We start from the raw sequence: 16850 nt of genomic DNA, 5'->3' as shown, positions 1-16850 counted from the left end.
TGAACCGCAGCCGTTCCGCCGAGCCGCAGCCCTGAGCGGAGCACTGAGCCGCGAGCGGCCCGGACCGCCCCCGGCTGTCCCCCGTGCGAGCTACGTGCGAGTGTCCACTGTGCGGTGACGATCTCGGGCCGCCCGATCCCTAGCGTTCGGGGCAGCCGCGGCGCACGGGCCGCGGACTGGGCGAAGGAGTGTTCAATGAGGCTGGTCTGGCAGCTCGTGGCCGTCGCGGCGGTCTCGTTCATCGGCGGGCAGGGCGTCACCGTGGCGCAGGAGAAGAGCCCGTGGCTCACGCTGGTCGTCGGCGTCCTGACCGCGGTGGTCGCGGTGCCCGTCTACCGCTGGGTGGTACGGCGCACCGAGCACCGCCCGGTCACGGAGGCGGCCCGCGCCGGTGCCGGGGCCGCGATCGCCCGGGGAGCGGTGATCGGGGTGCTGCTGTGCGGGGCCGTCCTCGCGAACCTCGCCTTCCTCGGCCACTACCGCGTGGACGGCCTCGGTTCGCCGGCCGGTGCCGTCGGCCTGTTCGGCTTCATGGCCGCCGCCGCGGTGACGGAGGAACTGCTCTACCGCGGCGTCCTGTTCCGCATCATCGAGGAACGCACCGGAACCTGGCTCGCGCTGACCCTGACCGGTGCGCTGTTCGGCCTGTCGCACCTGCTCAACCCGCACGCCGACCTGTGGGGTGCCGTCGCCGTCGCGATCGAGGCCGGCGGCATGCTCGGGGCCGCGTACATCGCCACCCGCAGCCTGTGGGTGCCGATCGGCCTGCACTTCGGCTGGAACTTCGCCGTCGGCGGCATCTTCAGCACCGAGGTCTCCGGCAACGGCACTCCGCAGGGACTGCTCGACGCCGCCACCTCCGGTCCGAAGCTGATCAGCGGCGGCGACTTCGGCCCGGAAGGCAGCCTGTACACCGTGGTGTTCGGCGTACTGATCACGATCGCGTTCCTGTGGCTGGCCCGCCGCCGCGGCCACCTGGTGCCCCGCCGCCGCACCGACCGGGCCGCCGCCACCGCTACACTCGCCCGGTGATCAGCCTCAGGCGACCCGCCCGGCCGCGCGGCGGGTTCGACATCACGGCCTGGTATCCGCTGTTCGGCCCGCTGCTGTTCGCCGCGTCACTGGTGCCGGCGTTCCACAGCCACGGCACCCAGCTCGGCGGCCTGCCACCCCGCCCCCTCGATGTGCTCGCCGTCCTGGCCATCGCCGCGGAATGCCTGCCCCTGGCGGTGTCCCGGCGGTGGCCGGTGGCCTGTCTGACGCTGGTGTCCGCGGGCTTCGCCGTGGATCAACTGCGCGGCTACCACTCGCTCGCGGGCACCGCGCTGCCCCTCGCACTGCTGGGCGTGGGCTCCCTCCTGGAACGGCACCGGCGCGCCACCGCGCTCGGCTTCTCGGCGGCATACGTGCCGCTGGCCGTCGCGCTGTACCGGCTCGGTTCGGGCGAACCGGTGGGCGAGTTCGTCATTTTCTATCTGGCGCTGGCCCTCGCCTGGGGCATCGGGGGCCGGCTGCGCTCGGCGCGGGCCGCGGAGGCCGAACGCCGCCGCCGCGTCGCGCAGGACACCCGGACCGCCGAACGCGCCCGTATCGCCCGCGAGTTGCACGACGTGGTCACCCACCATGTGACCGCGATGGTGGTACAGGCCGAGGCGGCACGCTATCTGACCGCCGCACCCGACCGCCTCGACCAGACCCTGACCGCCGTCACCGACACCGGCCGACGCGCCATCACCGACCTGCGCCACCTGCTCGACCTCCTCAACCCCGACCACGGCACCGGGGCCCGAACCCCGTCGGCGGGCCGGCTGCGCACCCTGGTGGACCAGACCCGCGAGGCGGGACAGCCGGTGGACTTCACCGAGGACGGGACCCCCGCCCAGGTGACCGGCAGCGCCGACCTCGTGGCCTACCGGGTGGTCCAGGAAGCACTCACCAACGCCCTCAAGTACGCGTACGGCAGCCACACCGCCGTACGGGTCCGGCACACCGAGAAGGAGATCACCGTGGAGGTCAGCACGGACGCGTCCGCCGCGCAGCCGGCCGCACCGGGCGGCAGCGGACGCGGCCTGGCCGGCCTGCGGGAACGCGTCGACGTCCTGGGCGGCGACTTCAGCGCAGGCCCGGAGGCGGGCGGCGGCTTCCTGGTACGGGCCCGCATACCCGCCCAGAACCCCTCATGACCGCCCCGATCCGCGTCCTGGTCTGCGACGACCAGATGCTCGTCCGCACCGGCCTGGTGACCATCATCGACGCACAGCCCGACCTGGAGGTCGCCGGGGAATGCGCCGACGGACGGACCGCGGTCGACCTCGCCGGCCGGCTCCGCCCGGACGTCGTCGTCATGGACATCCGCATGCCCGTGCTCGACGGCATCGAGGCCACCCGCCTGCTGGCCGGCGCCGGCGTCCCCCACCCCGCGAAGGTCCTCGTGGTCACCACGTTCAACCTGGACGAGTACGTCTACGAGGCGCTGCGCGCCGGCGCCAGCGGCTTCCTCCTCAAGGACGCGCCGCCCGCCCAACTCCTGCACGGCATCAGGACCGTCGCCACCGGGGCGGCCCTGCTCGACCCCGACGTCACCCGCCAGCTCGTGGGCCGCTACGCCGCCCGGATCCGACCCGCCGAGGGCGGCGGCACGAACGACAGCCCCCTGACCCCACGCGAACTCGAAGTGCTCCGGCTGATCGCCGACGGACTGTCCAACAGCGAGATCGCCGGGACCCTCCAGATCAGCCCGGAAACCGTGAAGACCTTCGTCTCCCGCATCCTCACCAAACTGGACCTGCGCGACCGAGTCCAAGCAGTCGTCTACGCCTACCGCCACGGCCTCGCCACCTGACCCACCCGGCGCGCCCACCCCAGTCCCTGACACGTGCCCCACCGCGCCCGCCGCCTGGGGGTCCTCGATGAGCTACAGCAACCGCTGGTGCTGGTGGCTTGACGTGGGCGTCGGCTTCCGGCGAACCGCCCGTCAAGTCCCATGCGTTGACGTTGGGCGAGGTGCGCTAGCGGTGGTGGGTGGTGGACTGGGTCGTGACGTGTTGGATGGCCTTGACGGCTATATCGGGGCGGTCGACGTGGATGTAGTGGCCGCTTCCCGCCGCGGTGCTGAGCCTGCTGTGGCGGGACAGGGCACGCCACTGGCGCTGCCCGTCGGACCACATCCGTTCCAGCGCGGGCCCGTATCCGGGAACCGAGTCGTACTGCCTGTCGTGCTTGACGATCTCCACGGGTATGTCCCCGGCGGAACGCACCTTCGCGTCGGTGATGACGAACTTCTCCGGATTCTCGCCCTTGTTCACCGCGAGGGTCTGCGCCCGCAGTTCCCCGGCCAGCCCGGTCGCCGATTCGGGAATCACCCTCGAAATGTCGGCGGTCAGGGCCGGTATCGTCGCGTCCAGCAACACCAGCCCCTTGACCCGGTCCTGATGGTCGGGTGCGTACCGGGCGGCGATCAGCCCGCCGAGCGAGTGGCCGGCCAGGACGACCGGACCGTCACCGGCGATCCGGTCGAGCACCGCGGTCAGGACCTTTCCGCTGCTCGCGGGGGTCTGGATGCCGTCGGGCCGGTCGCTGGCGCCTTCGCCGAGCCGGTCGTAGGAGCAGACCCTGTCCTTCTTGCCCAGGGTCTTTTGCAGGTCGGCCATGGTGTCCAGCCCGTCGCCGCCGCCGGCCATCAGGACGACGAGCGGCCTGCCGTCCGCCGGACGTCCGGAGCAGGAGACGTTCACCGAGTGGCCCGCGGCACGGATCTTCTTCGTCCCGGTGAACGGATCCCCTTGGGCTTCTCGCGCGGTCGTGGCGGACGCCGGCTGCGATTGCGTCCGGGCGACCTCCGCGCAGGCGACGATCCCCGCGCCGGCGACCGTACAGCACAGCGCCGCCATGGCGGTCGCCCTGATTGCGCGCATCATTGAGCCCTCCCGAAAGACAGTGAACCGAGAAACGACGTGGCTGACGGCGGCGGTGCGACACCTGCGCGGCACCGCATCCCGCACCGTGCCCCGCGCCGGGTTTCCCGGCCGGAGCGCGGCTGCCACCACCGAATCTATGGATCGGGCGGCCCGAATTCGTCACCCTGTGGCGGGTATCTGCGCGTAGCTCCCAGGAGGGACAGCCGCGCCGGGCCGGCCACGCCGGTTCAGCCGACCACCGCGGGGGCGCCCGCGCGGCCGACCCCCGCCGCCCCCGCCGTGGGGCGACCCGCCGGGCCGGGAGGGCGGGGCGTCGGCACGGGAACCCCCGGCGGGTGCGTCAGGAAGGCGGGCAGCCGAACCAGTGCACCGTGCCGTTACCGGAGGTATAGCCCAGGCATCTGACGGTTCTGCCGTGCAGGGTCTGCGTCCGGTCGACCTTTCCCTTCAGGTAGTCCATCTCGTGATGGGTCTGCACGAGCGTGTCGATCTCGATGGTGTACCAGCGGCGCTTCTCGTCCGGCAGGTCGCACCGGTGGCCGATCACGTCGGTGCTTGGCCCGCTGCTCCACATGATCCGTTCGGCGCGTTCGCAGTGCGCCCTGCCGCCTGCGCCGCCTGCGCCTGCGGTACCGGCGCCGGCGCCGAGCAGGGCCGCCGCTCCGGTGGTCACCGCCGCGGTGGTGCCGAGCAGGCGCTTGAGAGTGATGTTCATCGATCGTCCTCCATGGTGACGGTAGGGAGAGGAGAAGTCACCTGGAGTGATAGTCACACCGATCCGGGAGGCTCGGCTCGGCGGCCGGAGGCGCAGTCCGCCGACCCGGTGATGCCGGTGACGCCAATGCAGCACCGGACTGCCGCACGGCCTGGGCCTGACGGCGGGCACCGGCGAGGTTGTCACGGGCGGTCACCGTGTCGGGATGGGTGTCACCCAGTACCCGCTCGAAGCCGGCGACGGCGGACTCGTACAGCGGCATGGCCCGTGCCGGATCCCCCGTGTTCTCGTAGGCGATGGCGAGACTGGCGCGCGTGCGCAGGGTGTCGGGGTGGGCGGGGCCCAGCAGCCGTTCGCGCTGGGCGAGGGTGGCTTCGTACAGCGAAACGGCGCGCTCCGGCTCGCCCGCCGCCAGGTAGGCGCCGGCGAGGTTGTTACGGAAGGTCAGGGTGGTGCGGTGGGTCTCGCCCAGCACCCGTTCGGACTGCGCGAGGGCGGTCTCCGACAGTGCGATGGCGCGCGCCAGGTCGCCCGCCGCCCGGTAGGCGCGGGCGAGGTTGTGGCGGCTGGTCAGGGTGGCAGGGTGATCACCGCCCAGCACCTGTGCGCGCTGGGCGAGCGTGGTCTCGAACAGCGGCACGGCGCGCGCCAGGTCGCCCACCCTCATGAAGGCGAGCGCCAGATTGTTCCGGCTGGTCAGGGTGGCCGGGTGGGTGGCGCCCAGCAGCCGTTCGCGCTGCGCGAGTGCGGCCTCGAACAGCGGGACGGCACGCTCCGAATGGCCTGCCTCGCTGTAGGCGAGGGCCAGGTTGTTGCGGCTGCGCAGGGTTGCGGGGTCATCGTCGCCCAGTACCCGCTCGCGCTGGGCGAGCGTGGTCTCGAACAGCGGGATGGCCCGCCCGAGATCCCCCGCGTCCTGGTAGGCGCCGGCGAGGTTGTTGCGTCCGGTCAGCGTGTCGGGGTGGGTGTCGCCCAGCACCCGCTCGCGATGCGCGACGACGGCGGTGCGCAGGGGGACGGAGTCGGCGTTGCGGCCCTGTCGGTCAAGGTGGTGGGCCGCATCCTCGTACAGGTCGGCCAACCGGGGTGAGACCGGGCGGCCGGGCGGTGCGGACGCGGCCAGGGCGAAGACGTGGGGGAGGAGGCGTTCCAGGCGCGCGTCCCGCTCCGGCCCCACGACATCCGCGTCGGGCATGGCGTGGCACAGACCCTGCTCGGCCTCCTGCCGGCCCTCGACGGCGGTGCGGGATTCGACGGCGGTGCGGGATTCGGCGGTGGCCCGCAGGCGGAGCACGGTCTGCACCAGGCGGTGCACGGTGAGACCTTGGCGGTCGGCGGTGAAGGCGATCATGTTGTAGGCGTGCAGGACGCCCAGCGCGTCGCCCAGCGCGACCGGATCGGGGGCCACCGGAGCGAGAAGCGTCCGGGGGATGTCGTCGGGCGCCAGCCACGCCGTCGTACGGAGCAGCCGGACGGCCAGCGGGTCACGGCCTTCGACGGCGCTGAGCGTGTGGTTCCAGACGCGGGCGATCGTACGTTCCGGATCCGTGCCGTCCGCCGCCCGGTCGACGACCCGCCCCAACAACCGCCGGTACACGCCCAGTTCGATGCCGGTCTGGTGCAGATAGGCGCCCGCCTGCTCCAACGCCAGGGGCAGATGGCCGAGTTCCGCGGCCAGGTCCACGGCCTGGCGGCGCTGGTCCGCGGTCGGTGACCGCCCCGGCCCGAGGGCGAGGGCGCACAGCAGGTCCGCTGAGGCGTCCGGGGCGAGCAGGCCCAGGGCCATGGTCGGGGCGATGTCGTGCCAGCCCGTCGCTTTGCGGCTGGTCGCCAGATGATGGCCGTCGGGCAGCGACCCGAGGCAATGCCGCAGGTCCTTCGGGTCCTCCACGTTGTCGAAGACGAGCAGCCAGCCCGGATGCCATTGCAGCCAGAGGATCGCCCACGCCGCCCGTTCCGGCACGCCCACCGCCGCCGCCCACTGCGGACACAGCCGCAGCGCCAGGGCGGCCAGACCCGTGGTGATCTGTTCGGCGGACTCGGCGGTGATCCACCACACGAGCGTGTACTCGCTCCGGTACTCGTGGGCGTAGCGCAGCGCGAGGGAGCTCTTCCCGATCCCGCCGAGCCCGTGGATCGCCCGGGTCCCGGACGAGGACGGGGTCACCGCGGCCTCGCCCTCCCGGGTCAACAGCTCCCGCAGCCGCGCCAGTTCCCGGCCGCGGCCCATGAACACCCCGGACGCCGATCCGGGCAGATTCGCCGCCCCGGGCGGCGCGTTCACCTCCTGGGCCCAGCGCACCGCCTGTGGCGGAAGCATCACCACGCGGGCGCCGTCACCGCTGATCGCCACCTCGATGCCGCCGCCGGCCGCGACCGATCGCGGGCCGGACGCCCGCGGTCCGCCCGGCGGCGGATGGGGACCGCTCACGGCCCGAGCGTGGTGTTGTCACCGGTGACCGCGGTACCGATCGTCTGGGCCGCGATGGACCGCTCACCGGACGCCGTCACCGTCACCGGACCGCCGGCGGGCAACAACGCGGCGAGTTCGCGCAGCAGTTCGGCGTCCTCGCGTACCGTTCGCTTGATCTGCTGGCGCAGCGCGGCAGCCGCGTCGGCGTCCTCGGCGTCCTCGGCGGCGTCCTGTACGGCCGTCTCCAGCTCGGCGCGCCCCTGCTCGTCCCGGCGCCGCCACACCGCTCGCAGTATGCGCCGCCCCACGTTCGCCGTCGCCTCGACCGCGGCGTCCTCGGTCCGCGTCAACACCCCCGTGCCATAGGCACCGAGGGCCGCCGTCAGATACGGGCCCGCCTGCCCCATGAACTGAACGATCTCCGCGCTCATCCTCAACTCCTCGGCCGCGGACCGACTCGTACCGCAAACCCAGCGTAGGGAAACAACGTGCTCCGCAGCCCAACAACGGCCAGAAGCACGGCCCCGCCCCGAGCGAGTTACCCAAGTCCCCCAAGGGGCCGCTCTGGTGAGGGAAGCGAACCGTCAGGGGGTGCCGGTGCCGGCCCGGTCCACGGCGCTCGGGAAATGCCGCTGGACACGGTGGGCGTACACGGTCCGGGAACGGCCCCGTGTCGCCACCGCGACGCCCGTTCCGATACCCGCGATCACCAGTCCGATCCCGCCGAAGACCAGGGGCAGCAGCCACAGTGAGGCGAACCCGCTGATCCGCGCGTCCTCGGGGGAATCCGCGCGGTACAGCACCTCGACCCCGTCACCCTCCTCGTACGCAGGCGGGTTCGCACCCGTGTCGCTCCGGAACGTCCTGCGTATGCCGTCCGCCGACATGAACTCGACCACCGGGTACGCCACGGGCTCCTCGCGCACCCGCCTGGTGCGCGACACGCCGCCGCTGTCGCTCCGCTGCTCGTACCGCCAGTCCAGGCCCACCACCGTGCCCCGGGCGTGCTCCGCGGACGCCAGGAACGACACCGACATCCCCGTCAGGACCAGCCCGATGCCCAAGAACAGCGCCCCGAACGCGATGGCCCCCCACACGATCCACCGGCGGGCCCCCAGCCCGCCCGTCAGAACCTTCACGGCATCCCTCTCACCTGTACGGAGTGAGTACGGACGCTATCCCAGCCACCCCACCGCCCACGCCGTGCCCCATGCCCCGGCCCGGAACCCCGGCCCACCCCAACCGGCCGACAACGACGCCCCGTTGGGAAACGGCGTCACCGCAAGCACCGCCCCCGCTCCGTTCCCTTGCCGCGGGGCGGAGTGCGGAGGGGAGGTTCAGGAGACCGTGAAGTGCTGGACGGCGGAGTCGATGCTGCTGCCGGAGCCGTAGTGGCCGAGTGCGTACACCTGGAGATCGCAGGAACCGGTGCGGCTCGGGCGCCAGGTGATGGTGCCGGTCCCGCCGGCGATCCGCCAGATCGTCCGTCACCCCGGCGGCCCACGGCAACCCCTGTGCCCGCGTACGGGTTCGGCGCGGGTGCGCCCGGTCTCCGGCGGTCCGCCGCGCGCGAGGTCCGGGCACACGGCATGGAACGGGCCCGGACGAGGCATGTCGTCCGGGCCCGCGGGCGGCGGTGAAGGCCGGCTCAGAACAGCGCCTTGTACCCCTGCCAGCCGGTGCCGATCTTCGTACGGCCGCCGAAGGAGCCCTTGCCGTTGCCGTTGTTGCGCCACAGGACACCGGAGGTGTCACGGGAGACGATGTCGGCCCGGCCGTCACCGGTGATGTCGCCCACGCCCACGATCACGTTGTACGACGATCCCCAGTCGTTGAAGACCTTCACCCGGCTCTTGAACGTGCCGGTCGCGGTGCCGTCGTAGCGCCACAGCTCGTTCGACTTGTCCTGCGCGAGCAGGTCGCCGTAGCCGTCGCCGTTGAGGTCACCGGCGCCCACGATCTTCTTGTAACCCGTCCACTTGGACGCGATCTTCACCCTGGCCGAGAACCTGCCCGTGCTCGTCGCCTTGTAGAGGTAGACGTCACCGGTCGAGGACTGGCGGGCGATCAGATCGGCCCGGCCGTCACCGCTGATGTCCCCGGGCGAGGTCAGCACGTCGTACTGGTTCCAGCCCGTACCCAGCGAGGTGTACGCGGTGGACGGCGTCAGCGCCGCCCCGCACGCGGGCCGGTAGGCGCGCAGCGCGCCGCTGCTGAACCGGACGAGCACGTCGTTGCACCGGTCACCGCTCAGGTCGCCGAAGGGCACCGCCTTCACCGTCGTCGGCCATCCGGAGCCCGTGCGCTTCCCGGTGAACGTCCCCTTCCCCGTCCCGTACTGGTACGTCAGCCCGCCCGAGCCGTTCAGCGTCACCAGCTCGCCGAAGCCGTCAGAGCCGACGAAGTCGCGGCGGGCCGCGGCGGCCCCGGTGACCTTGACCGTGCCCGTCTTCGTCAGCGCGGCGCCCCGCCCGTCCGCGGGGGTGACGGTCAGCGTCCAGGTGTAGGCGCCGTTGGGCACCAGCCGGCCGGAGCCGTCCTTGCCGTTCCACGCCGCGGCCACCACACCGCGTGCCAGCCCGCCGGAGAGCGTGCGCACGGTCGTACCGGCCTTGCCGGCGATCACCAGCTTCCAGGAGGCCGCGGACTTGTTCAGCCACCACTTCGGGCTCCACTGCGCGGCGCCGCCCTTGACGTCCACCGAGGCGGCGACGGTCGCGTCCCGCTGGACGAGCGCGGAGACGGGGACGCCGCTCGGGGTCAGCCGGACGGTGTTGTCGGAGCGGAGCTGGGCGATCACGCCGGTGTACGGGTCGACGTCCCAGGCGTTCCCCTCGAACGTACCGGCGGTGTGCGACACGGGCGTTCCGCTGCGGACGTCGATCACCTTCAGCTGCCCGGCCTCGGCCGTCGCGACGAAGCCGTCGCCGAGCTGCGCCTGTTCCCAGTCGGAGCCGGAGACGAGGGTCAGGTTCCGCTTGGTGACGGTGTCGTAGACGCCCAGGCCCTCGGAGCCGAGCACGCAGTTCCACAGCAGCCACCGGCCGACCGCCTGGAAGTCGTTCAGCAGACAGCCGCGTCCGAACCACACCGGTTCGCCCCGCCGCCCGGTCAGCAGGTCGACGGGGACCACGGTGTCGTTGCCGGACGCCACCCACAGGGTGGTGCCCCACAGTGCCCGCACGCCCTCCGTCGTCGTGAACACCGTACGCCCGGAGTCGAGGTCGACGACCCGGGTCTCCGCCGTTCCGTCGCCGGCCCACGGCCTGGTCAGGGCGGCGAAACGGCCACTGGCCGCGGTCGCGGACTGGTAGACGCGGGAGCTGTCGATCCGGGTGCCGGGCAGCGACTGGGTGGGCCCGAGGAGGTAGGGCTGCTGGGCGGTGCTCGTGCCGTAACCCGAGATGACCGTCCGGCCGTCACCGGTGTCCAGGAGGCGCGGGCGGCCCGGTGCGTAGTTCTCCGGCGCGATGCGGCCCCGGGTGGTGCGTGCCCCCACCGCGGGGATGCCGGCCGCGCCGGTCTCACGGGTGTGGAGATACGTCCACTCCCCCTCTGGGTCCTGCTCCACGGTGGTCAACCGCCCCTGGGTGAGGGTCAGTTGGGAGACACTGTGAACGGTCGGCCGGGGATAGGCGTCCGCGACCCTGCGCACGGTGACCCCGCCGCCCTCGGCCGGCTCGACGAGCGAGACACCCCATTGGCCGGTGCCGGCGCCGCCCGGCACCAGGAGCCCGCCGTCCGGGGTCGGCACGGCCTGCCGGGACGTCCTGGCCAGCAGCGTCCGCGGCGCGGAGCCGTCGAGGGGCACGGCGTCGACCCGCCAGACCGGGAGGTTGGTGTCGTAGCGGCCCAGGGAGGAGTCGTACCGCGACACGATGACGCTGTCACCGACCAGGCCCAGCACCTGCCCGACGTCGGCGAGCGGCATGGTCCGCGGGGCGGCGGTCAGGTCCTTGCGGGAGGCGATGTGCACCGTGCCGTCGTGCCACCACACCAGGTGGGTGGGGCTGAGCGCGACAAGGTAGTGCCACGCCTGCACGGCGTACGGCAGCGTCGTCAGGCGCCCCTGCTCGACATCGAGCCAGCCGGTGAAGTCGTCGTCGCCCTTGGAGTACCGCACGACCTGTCCGTGCGCGTCACCCTGCGACGAGGGCGACCACAGCCGGACGCCGGAGGGGACGCCCTCCACCGTGCGGTCGGCGACGGACCCGTCGTCCCGGACGTCCAGCAGATGCCACACGGAGTCGGTGCCCGGGGTTCCCGCGGTCGTGACGACCGTCGACCCGAGGGTGCTGAAGTACCGCTGCCCGTCCGGGAGCGCCACCGTGCTGACCTTGCCGGACGACATGTCCCGCAGGGTCACGGTCCTCGCGGAGCCGTCGTGGCGGGCGACGACGTCCGAGCCCGCGCCGGTACTGGTGACCTCGGTCCCGGCCGTCGCGGACGCGTCGACGACCGTGTCGACGCCGTCGTACGTCGTCCACAACTGGCCGCGCCCGCTCTCGTAGCGGAGGAACCCCGAGGGGCCCGCGCTCAGCAGACTCGTCTGCGGCAGCAGGGCCGGGGTGGCCGGCACGGTCACCTCGGCGGTGGCCGTCTCACCGTGCGCGCTGCCGACCGTCAGCGAGCCGAGGCCGAGGGCCAGAGCGAAGGCAACGGCGGCGGTGGCGCCACGTACGAGCGCACGTCTCCCCATGCAGGACCTCTCCGGGAACGGTGGGCGAAGGCCGGGAGAGCTCGTGCGTACGCCGACCGGACCGCACACCATGGGCACGCGGCACATACGACGTTCAGACATCCCCCCAGGCAAGTGGCCGGATCGTAGCAGTTGCCCTGTCCATGACCGGGGAGGTGGTGACCGGCTTGTGCCGGAGAGCGGAGCGGCGAGGTTGCGGCGCTCGTCCCCGGCCCCAAGCATGGCATCAGGGGAGCAGCGGCAGAGCACATCGCACCGCACGCCCCGGGAGGACCTGACAGCCATGACGTTTCCCGTGCCCCGGTGCGCCGGCCGTCGCCGGACAAGGCGCACTCGACAGGCATGTGCGCGACCGGCATGACCGACGACGACAGGCCGCTGCGCTGTCTGGTCACCGGCGCCACCGGTTACCTGGGCGGCAGGCTGGTGCCGGAGCTGCTGGCCGCCGGGCATCGCGTGCGCTGCCTGGCCCGCTCACCCGGCAGGCTGCGGGACCATCCGTGGGCCGGGCGGGCACAGATCGTGCGCGGGGACGTGACGGACGAGGGCTCCGTGCGCGCGGCCATGGAGGGCATGGACGTCGCGTACTACCTGGTGCACGCGCTGGGCACCGGCCGGGACTTCGAGGAGACCGACCGGCGCGCGGCCAGGATCTTCGGTGAGCAGGCGCGCGCCGCCGGAATCCGCCGGATCGTCTACCTCGGCGGTCTGAGCCCTTCGGGAGTACCCGACCACGCGCTCTCACCCCATCTGCGGTCCCGCGCCGAGGTGGGCCGCATCCTCCTGGCCTCGGGCGTGCCGACCGCCGTACTGCGGGCAGCCGTGATCATCGGTTCGGGTTCGGCCTCGTTCGAGATGCTGCGACATCTGACCGAGCGGCTGCCCGTGATGGTCACCCCCAGCTGGGTACGCACCCGTATCCAGCCGATCGCCGTCCGCGACGTGCTGCGCTACCTCGTGGGATGCGCGAGGCTGCCGTACGACGTGAGCCGCGCCTTCGACATCGGCGGACCGGACATCGTCACGTACGAGGAGATGATGCGGCGCTACGCCGTCGTCGCCGGTCTGCCGAAACGCGTCATCGTGCCCGTTCCGCTGCTCACCCCCCGACTGTCCAGCCTCTGGGTCGGTCTGGTCACCCCGGTGCCGGGCGCTCTCGCGCGCCCGCTGGTCGAGTCGCTGAAACACGAGGTGGTCTGCGCCGAGCGGGACATCGTCCGCCACGTGCCGGACCCCGCGAAGGGACCGGTCACCCTCGACCAGGCGATCCGGCTGGCCCTGCGGCGCGTACAGGACGCGGACGTCGCCACCAGGTGGTCCTCCGCCTCGGCTCCCCGCGCCCCCAGCGACCCGCTGCCCACCGACCCCGACTGGGCGGGCGGGAGTCTCTACACGGATCACCGCGAGCGCACGGTCGCGGCGTCGCCGCAGGTGCTGTGGCGGGCGGTGGAGGCCATCGGCGGCGAGAACGGTTGGTACTCCTCGCCGCGGGCCCGGCCCCCGCGTGGCGGGCTGGTCACCCTGGTGGGCGGTGTCGGCCCGCGCCGGGGCCGCCGGGACGCGACCCGGCTGCGGGCCGGCGACAGCCTGGACTTGTGGCGAGTGGAGGAGATCGAGCCGGGCCGGTTGCTCCGGTTGCGCGCGAAGACGCGGTTGCCGGGCCTGGCCTGGCTGGAGATGGCCGTCGACAGGGATCCACAGGGGCGCACGGTGTACCGGCAGCGGGCCCTGTTCCATCCGCACGGCCTGGCCGGATACGCCTACTGGTGGGGCCTGGCCCCCTTCCACGCCGCGGTCTTCGGCCGCATGGCCCGCACCGTCGCCGCCGTGGCGGAATCCGCCGGCGCTGAACCGGCCCGTACGCACTGAGGGGGCTCAAGGAGCTGTGCGCGTCTCGGTCGCCCTGTTCACCGCCGACCTGCGGGTGCACGACAACCCGGTCCTCCAGGCCGCCCTGCGGGACGCGGAACGTGTCGTCCCGCTCTTCGTCGTCGACAGCGGCATCCGCCGCACCGGCTTCGCCGGACCCAACCGCGTGGCGTTCCTCGCCGGCAGCCTGGCCGACCTCGACGCGGCCCTGCGGGGCCGGGGCGGCAGGCTGGTGGTGCGCGTCGGCGACGTGGTCGAGGAGACCTGCCGGGTGGCGGCGGAGACCGGGGCGGCCGTGGTGCACATCGCGGGCGGGGTGAGCCGGTACGCGGCGCGGCGTGAGGACCGGCTGCGTGCCGAGCTGGCCGGCGACCGACGCGAACTACGCGTTCACGACGCCTCGTTGACGGTCGTACCGCCGGGGGCACTGACACCGGAGGGCAAGGGCCACTTCGCCGTCTTCACCCCGTACTTCCGCCGATGGGAGCGCTTCCCGGTGCGCGGCGTCCTGCCGGCCCCGGACGCCGTACGGCTGCCGGACGTGCGCTCGGCCGGCCTTCCTCGCGCACAGTCGCTCGCACCCGGCTCCACGTCGCCCGGCCTGCCCGCCGGCGGGGAATCCGAGGCCCGCCGCAGGCTGCGGTCATGGCTGGCGGGCCCGCTGTCCGCATACGCCGACCGGCACGACGACCTGGCCGCCGACGCGACCTCCCGGCTCTCCCCCTACCTGCACTTCGGCTGCCTCTCACCCACCGAACTGCTGCACCGGGCCCGCGCCCAGGACGACCCCGGTGCACACGCCTTCGTCCGCCAGCTCGCCTGGCGGGACTTCCACCACCAGGTCCTGGCGGCCCGCCCCGACGCCGCCGACCACGACTACCGGCCCCGGCACGACCGCCGGCGCCGCGCCACGAAGGAGTTCGAAGCCTGGCAGGACGGCCGCACGGGCTACCCCGTCGTCGACGCCGCCCTGCGACAGCTTCGCCACGAGGGCTGGATGCCGGGCCGGGCCCGCCTGCTCGCGGCGAGCTTTCTCACCAAGACGCTGTACGTGGACTGGCGGGTGGGGGCCCGCCACTTCCTGGACCTCCTTGTCGACGGCGATGTGGCGAACAACCAGCTCAACTGGCAATGGGCCGCCGGAACCGGCACGGACACCCGCCCGAACCGGCTCCTCAACCCACTCGTCCAGGCACACCGGTACGACCCCCGCGGGGAGTACGTACGCCGCTGGCTCCCCGAGCTGAGCCACCTCGACGCCACCGCGGTCCACGGCGTCCCCCTCCTCGACGCGACCACCCGTGCGGGCCTGGACTACCCCGCCCCGATCGTGGACCTCGCCGAGGCCGCCGCCCGCTTCAGGAAGGGCACCTCCTTTCGGCCCGGTCCGGGGTAGCTGTGCGCACGCTGGACGACGGCAGCGTTGATCCAGACCCACGTCTTTGACTTGAGCCCTCTTCAGGGAGCGGGCGACGAGAATCGATGGCTTCAGGCCCGGGCCACCGCGACGATGCGAGCCGCACCATGCGCAAGCCACTGCAGGCCGCTGTGGATCTGTTTACGCACCAGGGGCAGATCGAGCGGGACAACGGGATGAGCTGATCGCCCACTTCGACAAGATGCCCGGTCGGGCTGACCCCGAGGGCGCCTCGCTGGGCGAGGGCGGCGTCTATGTGGCAGCAGCGGACCGGCGGCTTTCCGGGCCGTGCTCTCCTTCGGCCGCGGGACGGGGGTTCCGGGTACGGCCCGCGCCTGCGTGTTCAGGCGGAGCCGGAACCGCCCGCCGATTCGCTGGCGGCGCGGCGGTACTCGGCGTTGATGCGCTGCGCTTCCTCAAGCTGGTCCTCCAGGATGACGATGCGGCACGCGGCCTCGATCGGGGTCCCCTTGTCGACGAGTTCGCGGGCGCGCGCGGCGACCCGCAGCTGGTAGCGGGAGTACCGGCGATGTCCTCCCTCCGAGCGGAGCGGAGTGATCAGACGAGCCTCACCGATGGCCCGGAGGAAGGCCGGAGTGGTGCCGAGCATTTCGGCTGCCCTGCCCATCGTGTACGCGGGGTAGTCGTCGTCGTCCAGACGATCATTCAGAGGGTTGTCCGATGTCATGTCACCTCGCTGTGCAACGCGTCGAGGGGCCCCGGTGCCGTACGGCACCAGGGCCCCGAAGGGAATTCAACACCATCTGTCGGCCGTACTGCTGTGCCGACCTTCTGTTTCCGCTACCCGGCCCGGCAGGCCGGAGCGGGGGATCGCAACTGCGTGACCGGGGACCACCATCCATTCCGGGGTCTTGCGGTTACCCGGCCGCGTGCTTCTCGGGCCGGGCGATCCTGATGGCGTCTGCTCCTCCGTTCCTCTCGGGTCCAAGCACTGCATGAACAGGTACCGCTGGTGGCAGCTCCTCGACGTGCGAGCCGCCCAGTGCGGCTGTCAGTCCCGTCACCGTTCTGGGAACACTGTGGCTTCGAGGCTCGACAGCCGCACTGACCTGCGTACTTCGTATTCAGCCACCCGCCAGTTCGTGTCTGGCGGGTCTCCTTCGACCGTGTCTACGGGAAGAGCGTACCCACGGAACGTGCGAAAGTCTACTCTGGCAAAAGTAGGTTTCACTCTTCCGGTGGAGGAAGAAGCCTGCCGTGATCGGCCCTCACCGAGTGGCCGTGATCGGACCTCGCCGAGTGCCGGAAGCCGCCTCCTGCCGCCCGCGCACACCGCTTCAGCCCTGCGGGCGGTCCGGGTACGGGTGGGCCGCATAAGCTCTGCTCATGTCGAACCCTGATGAGCTGCTCGTCGCCATCTCCGCCGCGGTGGAGTCCGAGCGAAGCAATCAGATGTCGCTGACCGTGGTCGTCGGCGGCGCCGTCATCACCGGCCGGCTGGCACCCGAGGCCGTGTGGAGGGAGCGGGTGGCGGAGGTCCTGAAGGGCTCGGACCGTCTCGGCCCGTTCTCGGACGTCTTCACCCGCGGCCCGCGAGGGAACCGGCCCGGTCGCGGCGAGGCGCCCACGCATCTGCACTTTCATCTCGCCCGGATCCTGCAGGGAAGCCTCGGCATCCCGGAGACGGGCGGCATGTACCGAGTCGCCATCAAGGACGTCAGCGCATGGACCGTAGGCGATCTCAGCTACGTCGACCGGTGAGACGCCGTCGCCGCCGGGTGGCCCGGCCGGCCGTTGACGAGCGGAGGGCGACGCAGCGGTGGGGGGCCCCCCCACCCACCCCCCCCCCCCCCCCCCCC

Annotated in this window: 13 protein-coding genes; 6 read left to right on the top strand and 7 right to left on the bottom strand. The window is 72.4% G+C overall.

Going from position 1 to position 16850, the window contains the following annotated elements; translation table 11 throughout:
• The first annotated feature begins 195 nt into the window (after positions 1-195).
• From AC27LF_RS38060 to AC27LF_RS38050, 3 genes are read left to right on the top strand one after another with little or no spacing between them, the layout of a single operon-like run.
• On the top strand, positions 196-1032 hold the full coding sequence (locus AC27LF_RS38060; protein WP_479662029.1) for a CPBP family intramembrane glutamic endopeptidase: 837 nt from the start codon (positions 196-198) through the stop codon (positions 1030-1032).
• Positions 1033-1073: 41 nt separating this feature from the next.
• Entirely contained in the window at positions 1074-2183 is a 1110-nt protein-coding gene (locus AC27LF_RS38055) for a sensor histidine kinase (RefSeq protein WP_479662047.1), read from the top strand.
• Complete coding sequence (locus tag AC27LF_RS38050) at positions 2180-2842, top strand: response regulator (RefSeq protein ID WP_479662030.1); 663 nt, start codon at positions 2180-2182, stop codon at positions 2840-2842. Before AC27LF_RS38055 ends, AC27LF_RS38050 begins: the two co-directional genes overlap by 4 nt.
• A gap of 166 nt (positions 2843-3008) precedes the next feature.
• Here the strand turns inward: AC27LF_RS38050 and AC27LF_RS38045 are convergent, their stop codons facing one another.
• The 6 genes from AC27LF_RS38045 to AC27LF_RS38020 all read right to left on the bottom strand — a co-directional run bounded on the left by AC27LF_RS38045 (position 3009) and on the right by AC27LF_RS38020 (position 11744).
• Positions 3009-3917 carry an alpha/beta fold hydrolase gene (locus tag AC27LF_RS38045; protein WP_479662031.1) on the bottom strand — a complete coding sequence of 303 codons (909 nt, stop codon included), beginning with the start codon at positions 3915-3917 and terminating at the stop codon, positions 3009-3011.
• 340 nt (positions 3918-4257) lie between these two features.
• Entirely contained in the window at positions 4258-4632 is a 375-nt protein-coding gene (locus AC27LF_RS38040; RefSeq protein WP_479662032.1) for a hypothetical protein, read from the bottom strand.
• A gap of 37 nt (positions 4633-4669) precedes the next feature.
• Positions 4670-7063 (bottom strand): tetratricopeptide repeat protein, encoded by a 2394-nt coding sequence (locus AC27LF_RS38035; RefSeq protein ID WP_479662033.1) that lies wholly within the window; start codon positions 7061-7063, stop codon positions 4670-4672.
• Positions 7060-7476, bottom strand: coding sequence for a hypothetical protein (locus tag AC27LF_RS38030; RefSeq protein ID WP_479662034.1), 417 nt, complete (start codon positions 7474-7476; stop codon positions 7060-7062). The genes AC27LF_RS38035 and AC27LF_RS38030 overlap by 4 nt, the downstream gene beginning before the upstream one ends.
• 153 nt (positions 7477-7629) lie before the next feature.
• The gene (locus tag AC27LF_RS38025) at positions 7630-8184 is read right to left on the bottom strand and encodes a DUF3592 domain-containing protein (RefSeq protein ID WP_479662035.1); all 555 of its coding nucleotides are present in this window, start codon (positions 8182-8184) and stop codon (positions 7630-7632) included.
• Positions 8185-8693: 509 nt separating this feature from the next.
• Positions 8694-11744, bottom strand: coding sequence for an FG-GAP-like repeat-containing protein (locus AC27LF_RS38020; RefSeq protein WP_479662036.1), 3051 nt, complete (start codon positions 11742-11744; stop codon positions 8694-8696).
• Between the two features lie 357 nt (positions 11745-12101).
• Here AC27LF_RS38020 and AC27LF_RS38015 point away from each other — a divergent pair, with 357 nt between their 5' ends.
• Both AC27LF_RS38015 and AC27LF_RS38010 read left to right on the top strand, forming a co-directional pair.
• A complete protein-coding gene (locus AC27LF_RS38015) occupies positions 12102-13613 on the top strand; it encodes an SDR family oxidoreductase (RefSeq protein ID WP_479662037.1) in 1512 nt (503 codons plus the stop codon).
• Between the two features lie 16 nt (positions 13614-13629).
• Complete coding sequence (locus AC27LF_RS38010) at positions 13630-15009, top strand: cryptochrome/photolyase family protein (protein WP_479662038.1); 1380 nt, start codon at positions 13630-13632, stop codon at positions 15007-15009.
• 364 nt (positions 15010-15373) lie between these two features.
• Here the strand turns inward: AC27LF_RS38010 and AC27LF_RS38005 are convergent, their stop codons facing one another.
• On the bottom strand, positions 15374-15718 hold the full coding sequence (locus AC27LF_RS38005; protein WP_479662039.1) for a helix-turn-helix domain-containing protein: 345 nt from the start codon (positions 15716-15718) through the stop codon (positions 15374-15376).
• A 659-nt stretch (positions 15719-16377) separates the two neighbouring features.
• On the opposite strand from AC27LF_RS38005, the gene AC27LF_RS38000 reads away from it, so the two are divergent.
• Positions 16378-16752, top strand: coding sequence for a hypothetical protein (locus AC27LF_RS38000; protein ID WP_479662040.1), 375 nt, complete (start codon positions 16378-16380; stop codon positions 16750-16752).
• Positions 16753-16850 lie beyond the last annotated feature (98 nt).

The sequence above is a fragment of the Streptomyces diversicolor genome, from assembly GCF_057537855.1.
Note: the sequence above shows the minus strand (reverse complement) of the source record. Positions and strands in the feature narration are given on the sequence as shown.

Excerpts from the sequence above, each read along its gene's own strand:
- AC27LF_RS38060 (WP_479662029.1), top strand. The coding sequence starts at position 196 with ATGAGGCTGGTCTGGCAGCTCGTGGCCGTCGCGGCGGTCTCGTTCATC.
- AC27LF_RS38050 (WP_479662030.1), top strand. The coding sequence starts at position 2,180 with ATGACCGCCCCGATCCGCGTCCTGGTCTGCGACGACCAGATGCTCGTC.
- AC27LF_RS38045 (WP_479662031.1), bottom strand. The coding sequence starts at position 3,917 with ATGATGCGCGCAATCAGGGCGACCGCCATGGCGGCGCTGTGCTGTACG.
- AC27LF_RS38040 (WP_479662032.1), bottom strand. The coding sequence starts at position 4,632 with ATGAACATCACTCTCAAGCGCCTGCTCGGCACCACCGCGGCGGTGACC.
- AC27LF_RS38030 (WP_479662034.1), bottom strand. The coding sequence starts at position 7,476 with ATGAGCGCGGAGATCGTTCAGTTCATGGGGCAGGCGGGCCCGTATCTG.
- AC27LF_RS38020 (WP_479662036.1), bottom strand. The coding sequence starts at position 11,744 with ATGGGGAGACGTGCGCTCGTACGTGGCGCCACCGCCGCCGTTGCCTTC.
- AC27LF_RS38015 (WP_479662037.1), top strand. The coding sequence starts at position 12,102 with ATGACCGACGACGACAGGCCGCTGCGCTGTCTGGTCACCGGCGCCACC.
- AC27LF_RS38005 (WP_479662039.1), bottom strand. The coding sequence starts at position 15,718 with ATGACATCGGACAACCCTCTGAATGATCGTCTGGACGACGACGACTAC.
- AC27LF_RS38000 (WP_479662040.1), top strand. The coding sequence starts at position 16,378 with ATGTCGAACCCTGATGAGCTGCTCGTCGCCATCTCCGCCGCGGTGGAG.